The sequence below is a fragment of the Collinsella aerofaciens genome (genome assembly GCF_901212495.1).
GTDB classification, from domain to species: Bacteria; Actinomycetota; Coriobacteriia; order Coriobacteriales; family Coriobacteriaceae; genus Collinsella; species Collinsella aerofaciens_H.
The window spans coordinates 88778-95448 of sequence record NZ_CAAKNY010000041.1 but is presented as its reverse complement, the minus strand read 5'-3'; the positions used below and the strand labels follow the sequence as shown (position 1 = coordinate 95448).

Genomic DNA, 6671 nt, shown 5'->3' with positions numbered 1-6671 from the left:
AAAATAAACCTGTCCCTTTTTGGCAGGTTGTTAGCGGTGGCGGTACTCGGCGATGATGAAGTCGATGTCGGTTTGAAGGGTATCCAAATTTGCCAGGCGCTCTTTGTCGGCAGGGCGTGTGCGGTAGTAGTACGGCGTCATCTGGAACACCGCCTCGATGTCGGCCTGGGTCCGAAGCGTAATATTCGCAGACACCCGCTGCGTTCCGACCAACTCGAGCTCGGTGGTCTTCGGCAGCTTCTCATCGTTAAGGTACGGCGTGTCGTAGAGTACCTCCTTGAGCCCAAACAGATGACGGGCGCCCGGCACCACGGTGTAGAGTGAGCCCTCTGGCGCCAGCACGCGGGCAAACTCACGCTCGTTAAAGGGGGCGAAGAGCTCGGTCACCATATCGAAGGCGCCATCGGCCACGGGGATGTCCTTCATGTTGGCCACGAAGCAGGTCGCATCGCAGCGCTTGGCGGCCAGGCGTACCATTTCTTTGCCCAGGTCAAAGCCGTAAGCATCCACGCCCGGCACCGCACCCATGGCACTCGTGTAATAGCCCTCGCCACAGCAAATGTCGAGCAAGGTCATGGGGCCGTTCGCAGACGCGGCGTGCCCAGACGCCCGCTTGCGCACGAGCTCGACCATCGCATCGCGCAACGGCGCATAGTAGCCACGGTTTAGAAAGTCACGACGGCTGCGTGCCTGCGACTTGGGATCTCCCATAGAGTCGCCGCTCTTGGACGAGCGTAGTAGATATAAATAGCCCTCGCGCGCGCGATCAAACCGATGTCCGCCTGCGCATGCAGCACCGCGCTCGTCGTCCACCAACGGCTCATGGCAAACGGGACATAACAACATGGCAACTCCTTAGCGCGAACAACACAGTGCCCACCATTGTCGCACGCCTTCCCCACCGAGTCATTGGGTAGTCTTTTTGGGACGGGGCTTTTTTAGCTACCCCGTCCGAAGCCTTCGAAGCATGAGGCCGCATTTGACATAGGGCAGCTAAAAAAGCCCCGTCCCAAAAAGACTACCCGTGCCTAAGTGCCGACTGGTTGCATTAGGAGTATCATCGTCTGCGCAAATGAGCACGAAATAGCATGTTAGAGATTGAGAGCGTATGGCTGACACCGCATCTAAGCACATTGATATGACCACCGGCTCGCTGTGGCGCAATATTCCCCTGTTCGCCTTCCCCGTGGCCGCCACGAGCATCTTGGAGCAGCTGTCGAACCTCATCGCCACGGTCATCATCGGTAACTTCTCGGGCGACCAGGGAACCCTCGCCATGGCGGCGGTCGGCTCCAATGTTCCGCTTACCAGTCTTATGCTCAACCTGTTTATTGGCATGTCACTTGGCTCCAACGTGGTCATCGCCAACGCTATCGGCCGCAACGATCAGAACATGGTCAAACGCGCCGTCCATACCTCGATTTTAATGGCGCTCATGGGCTTTGTCGTCATCGCGCTGGGCGAGATCTTTGCCGAGCCCATGCTCGCCGCGCTCAACGTTCCCGCCGAAACCATGCCGCTCGCCTCACTCTACCTGCGCGTCTTTTTGCTCAGCATGCCCTCAATCTTGCTCTACAACTTTGAGGCCGCGATCTTCCGCTCCGTCGGCATCACCCGCATGCCGCTGCAGGCGCTTGCCGTGTCCACCGTCCTCAACATTGGCCTGGACCTCATCTTTGTCCCCGTACTCCACTGGGGCGTCGCGGGCGTCGCCATCGCCACCGCCATCGCCTACACCGTCAGCGCCGCTACGCTCTTCATCCGCCTGCTCAAGACCAACTCCGTCGTCCGTGTCACCCCGCGCGACTTAGGCTTAGACCCCGTCGCCCTCAAGCGCATCGTCAAGATCGGCCTGCCCGCCGGCATCCAAAGCGCCGTCTTTGCCGTCGCCAACATCATCATCCAGTCTGCCATCAACAGCCTGGGCACCGAAGTCATGGCGGCATCGAGCGCTGCCATGAGCCTGGAGTACGTGTGCTACAACCTGCTCAATAGCTTTAGCCAGGCTTGCACCACCTTTGTGGGACAAAACCACGGTGCCCGCCAGATCGACCGGTGCACCAAAACGCTCAAAGTCTGCCTGACCGAAGGCGGTATCGTTGCACTCACCACGATTGTCGTTATTGTCGGCCTGGGGCGCGAGATCTTGTCGCTGTTCAACAGCGATCCCAATATCGTCTCAATCGGTTATATCCGCGTGTGCTCGATCTTCCCGGCGTACGCCTTTAGCATGTTCTACGAAAACATGTCCGGCTACCTGCGCGGCTTTGGTATCTCGCTCATGCCCGCCCTCATCACCATGATCTGCGTCTGCGGTATTCGCTTCTATTGGGTGTTCTGCGTGTTCCCGCACTTCCGCACCTTTGCGAACATCATGATGGTCTATCCCATCAGCCTGGGCACCACGGCATTCTTTATGGTCGTGGCGGTACTACTCTGCCACCCGGCACGCACCTATCGCACCGCCCAAACCAAAGCGACAGCCCGCTAAACACCGCACTCAACGCCCCGCCAGTCATTAATGGACAATATGCGAGCTCATATGGTCGATAAAGCGCCTCGTGGCGATAGGCATGGTCTCCCAGCTGCGCCAGGCCGCCACCACGTCGCGCGAGGGAGCGTGTACAATGGGACGTACGCGAATATCGGCCGACGAAATTCTTTACAATAGATGCCAACAGAGCATCTGACGTAAAGGAGCCCCATGGACGCCGCAACACGCGACCACAACATAGCAACTTGGTTGGGCGATGCGCCGCAGCCGGTACGTGACACTACGAACCAGCTGCTCGGGCGCATCGCCCTTTTGCGTGCCGAGCAGACCATCTACCCGGCACAAGACGACATCCTCAATGCCCTCGCCTACACGCCGGCCGACCAGGTCAAAGTTGTCATCTTGGGTCAAGATCCCTATCACGGACCCAACCAGGCCATGGGGCTGTCGTTCTCGGTCCCCGCGACGCAAACCAAGTTGCCGCCGAGCCTGCGCAACATCTATAAGGAACTCAATGCCGACCTGGACTGCCCTATTCCCGCCACAGGAGATCTAACACCATGGGCACAACAGGGCGTCCTGCTTCTCAACACTACGCTCACCGTGCGCGAGCATGCCGCGAACTCGCACGCCAAACTGGGTTGGAGCACGCTCACCGACTACGTTATCGAACGCTGCTGCCAGTTGCCCCAGCCGGTAGTCTTTTTGGCATGGGGCCGCTTTGCCCAGCAGATGGTCGAGGGCAAGCTCGCCGCGACCGGCGCGGGCAAGGCAACCGGCAAGTTCTGTCTGGCCTCCACGCACCCCTCACCGCTTTCGGCCAACCGTGCCACGGCAGAACTCCCCGCCTTTATGGGGTCGCGCCCCTTCTCCGCTGCCAATCGGCTACTCGAACAGCACGGCTCGACCCCCGTCAACTGGGCTTGCCTCGACTAAAAATCGATACATCAAAAACGCGCCCGACGGCAATCTTGCCATCGGGCGCGTTTTCTACTCGGGCCAAATAAATTGTGTGCGACCGGCCTCGCCGCCATCGATCAACAGACTCTGCCCGGTCATGAACCGGTTGGTCACGCCCACAAAGTAGATCCACTCGGCGATCTCTTGGGCGGTAGCCCAGCGTTTAAGCGGCGTGAGCTCCATAATCTGGTTCCACAGGTGCTCGTCTTCCATCACGCAACGGTTGAGCGGCGTGATAACGCCGCCCGGGTCCACACTGTTGGCGATGGCCTGCGGCGCCAAGCGGTTTGCAAGGTTCTTGGTGTAGGCGATAACGCCGCCCTTGCTGGCGGCATAGGCGGGAAACTCCGATCCCGTATGCCCGCTCGCCGACCCCACATTGACCACAGATTTGATAGCCGGCGCCGGCTTGGCGGCAAGCCCCTCCCCCACAAAGGCGTAGCGCTCGGTCACGTTGATGGTGCCACACAGGTTGGCAGCAATATCATCGGACGAATCTTGTGTACCGGCAACGTTCACGATCACCTGGGGCTCAAGGTCGCCTGGAAACGAGTCCGGCTCGCGGACATCGACGATCAGATGGCGGTAGCGCTCGTGTTCGATCGCCGCCGGCAGCAGGTCAAAGCCCACGACCTCGTGGCCCTCGTCCAAAAAGCGCTGCACGCATGCGGCTCCGATTCCGCCCGCAGCGCCCGTGATCAAAACCCGCATACTTGCTCCTTAGGCGGTTGCGTGGCGCTCGAGGTATTCGGAGCCTACATTATCGCGCTCCCAGCCGCGCACGACCTTGTAGCCCACGGGGCTCAGGAAGACCTCGCACAGCAGCTCGGCGATGGCACCCGTCAGCGAGCACATAAGGACCTGCACCCAGGTCCAGCCAAAGAACGTGTGGCTCACCACGATGGCAAAGACCAGGTTGTCGATAAACTGGCCAACGCCCGTGGAGACATAGGAGCGGAAGGCAAAGCTCGCAAAATTATTCTTTTTGACCATACGGCCGAGCGACTGATTGAGCGTGGAGTTAACCACGGCAGAAACGAGCATGGCAAGCGACGAGCCAAGCACCACGTACCAGGTGCCACCGATGGTGGCGTTAAGGGCAGTGTTGACCTCGATCATGCCGGTATCGTAGTAGGCACCCCACATGCCAGGCGTGAGCGAGCATACCCAAAAGCACAGGCTCACGGCCAGGTTGACCAGCAGCGCGAGGATAGAGATTTTGATGGATGCCCTGGCGCCAAAGCGCTTGCAGATCATGTCCTGGCACAAAAACGAAACCCAGCTCACCACAAAGCCACAGTCGAGCGCCAGATACGGCAGGCTGATCAGCTCTTTGTTGGCCAGCAGGTTCATCATGATGACGCTCACGAAAAACAGCGAAACCGTTGCCGCGGGAATGCTCCGCAACAGGACCTTGTAGTCCTCCATGACCTTCTTGATCATTATGTACTCCTTTGGTTTTAGGTTTAACGAGCAGGATATCGGACCCGAACTGCTCGGACGCCCCGGTCTTGAGACGACGGTGGGTATGATAGCCGCTCACACGGCATCAGGCAAGCAAGCGGCGCGGCAGCCCCACAGGGCCACCGCGCCGATGCGTTAAAAGGCTACGTTGCCAAACTCCGACAGGATAAGGTTGGGGTTGTGGTCGGTAGCCCAGTCCACGTTCCACGGGCTCGTGAACAGCAGCAGCTTGCCGCCGCGCATGTCCTCGACGCGCAGCGTGTCGCGCGTGAGCGAAAGAGCCGGGATATCGATGGTATCGGGGTCGTTCTGGATCCAGCGGATATCCGTATAGGGCAGCGGCTGACGACGAACCTCAACACGGTACTCGGCCTTGAGACGGCGCTCGAGCACCTCGAACTGCAGCACGCCGACCACGCCCACAATGACGCTCTCCATGCCGGCACCCAGCTCGCGGAAGATCTGGATGGCACCCTCCTGGGCAAGCTCCTCCATGCCCTTGACGAACTGCTTGCGCTTGAGCGTATCGACCTGCGTAATGCGAGCGAACATCTCGGGGGCGAACGTCGGGATCTGCGGATACTGCACGTGGCGCTTGCCGGAGCACACGGTGTCGCCGATGCTAAAGATACCCGGATCGAACAGGCCCACGATATCGCCCGCGTACGCCTCGTCCACGATGGCGCGGTCGTCGGCCATCATCGACGTGCCCGTGGCAAGCTTGAGCTTGCGGTTGCCCTGCACGTGGAAGGCGTCCATGCCGCGCTCGAACTTGCCCGAGCAAATGCGCACAAAGGCGATGCGGTCACGGTGGTTCTTGTCCATGTTGGCCTGGATCTTAAACACAAAGCCGCTAAAGTCGTCACGGCAGGGATCGACCGGCTCGCCGGTGAGCGTATCGGTATAGGCGCGCGGCGTCGGGGCCAGGCGCAGGAACTCCTTGAGAAAGGGCTCCACGCCAAAGTTGGTGAGCGCCGAGCCAAAGAACGCCGGGCTCAGCTTGCCGCAGGCCACGGCATCCAAGTCGAGCTCGTCGCCGGCACCATCGAGCAGCTCGATGTCGTCCATCAGGTTCTTATGGTTCTCCTCGCCGATGAGCTCGTCCATGGAAGGATCGCCCAGTTCGGCCTCGACCTCGGCGACCTTCTTGGTGGCGTTGGCGTGGCCGTCGCCCTCAAAGGCAATGACGCGACGGGTCTGACGGTCGAACACGCCGCGGAAGTTGCGGCCGCTGCCGATCGGCCAGTTCATGGGATACGTATTGATACCCAGGACATTCTCGATCTCTTCCATGAGCTCAAATGGATCGCGAGCATCGTGGTCGAGCTTGTTCACAAAGGTGAAGATGGGAATGTGGCGCAGTGTGCAGACCTTAAAAAGCTTTTTTGTCTGGGCCTCGACGCCCTTGGCGCCGTCGATGACCATGACTGCGGCGTCGGCGGCCATAAGGGTACGGTAGGTATCCTCCGAGAAGTCCTGGTGGCCGGGGGTATCGAGGATATTGACGCAGGCGCCGTTATAGGTGAACTGCAGCACCGAGGAGGTAACGGAAATGCCGCGCTCCTTCTCGATGTCCATCCAGTCCGAGACGGCATGCTTGGCCGAGCTCTTGCCCTTGACCGAGCCGGCAGTCTGGATGCTGCCGGTATAGAGCAGCAGCTTCTCGGTAAGCGTGGTCTTACCGGCGTCCGGGTGGCTGATGATCGCGAATGTGCGGCGCGACGAGATTTCATCCGACAGGCTTGCCATGCGG

General features: G+C 59.9%; 6 protein-coding genes. 2 read left to right on the top strand and 4 right to left on the bottom strand.

Annotated elements, in window-relative coordinates; genetic code table 11:
- Window positions 1-30: 30 nt before the first annotated feature.
- Window positions 31-846: a putative RNA methyltransferase gene (locus tag SFLMC1_RS04680; RefSeq protein WP_152074283.1), complete on the bottom strand. Its 816-nt coding sequence runs from the start codon at window positions 844-846 to the stop codon at window positions 31-33.
- A gap of 262 nt (window positions 847-1108) precedes the next feature.
- On the opposite strand from SFLMC1_RS04680, the gene SFLMC1_RS04675 reads away from it, so the two are divergent.
- Together SFLMC1_RS04675 and SFLMC1_RS04670 are read left to right on the top strand one after the other, a co-directional pair.
- Complete coding sequence (locus tag SFLMC1_RS04675) at window positions 1109-2491, top strand: MATE family efflux transporter (RefSeq protein WP_152074282.1); 1383 nt, start codon at window positions 1109-1111, stop codon at window positions 2489-2491.
- Window positions 2492-2704: 213 nt separating this feature from the next.
- Window positions 2705-3430, top strand: a complete 726-nt coding sequence (locus tag SFLMC1_RS04670) for a uracil-DNA glycosylase (protein ID WP_152074281.1) — start codon at window positions 2705-2707, stop codon at window positions 3428-3430.
- A gap of 54 nt (window positions 3431-3484) precedes the next feature.
- On the opposite strand, the gene SFLMC1_RS04665 is transcribed toward SFLMC1_RS04670, so the two are convergent.
- From SFLMC1_RS04665 to SFLMC1_RS04655, 3 genes are all read right to left on the bottom strand, one after another.
- The gene (locus SFLMC1_RS04665) at window positions 3485-4165 is read right to left on the bottom strand and encodes an SDR family NAD(P)-dependent oxidoreductase (protein ID WP_152074280.1); all 681 of its coding nucleotides are present in this window, start codon (window positions 4163-4165) and stop codon (window positions 3485-3487) included.
- A 9-nt stretch (window positions 4166-4174) separates the two neighbouring features.
- Window positions 4175-4897: a VUT family protein gene (locus SFLMC1_RS04660; protein WP_226814265.1), complete on the bottom strand. Its 723-nt coding sequence runs from the start codon at window positions 4895-4897 to the stop codon at window positions 4175-4177.
- 156 nt (window positions 4898-5053) lie between these two features.
- Window positions 5054-6667, bottom strand: coding sequence for a peptide chain release factor 3 (locus SFLMC1_RS04655; RefSeq protein ID WP_152074279.1), 1614 nt, complete (start codon window positions 6665-6667; stop codon window positions 5054-5056).
- Window positions 6668-6671 lie beyond the last annotated feature (4 nt).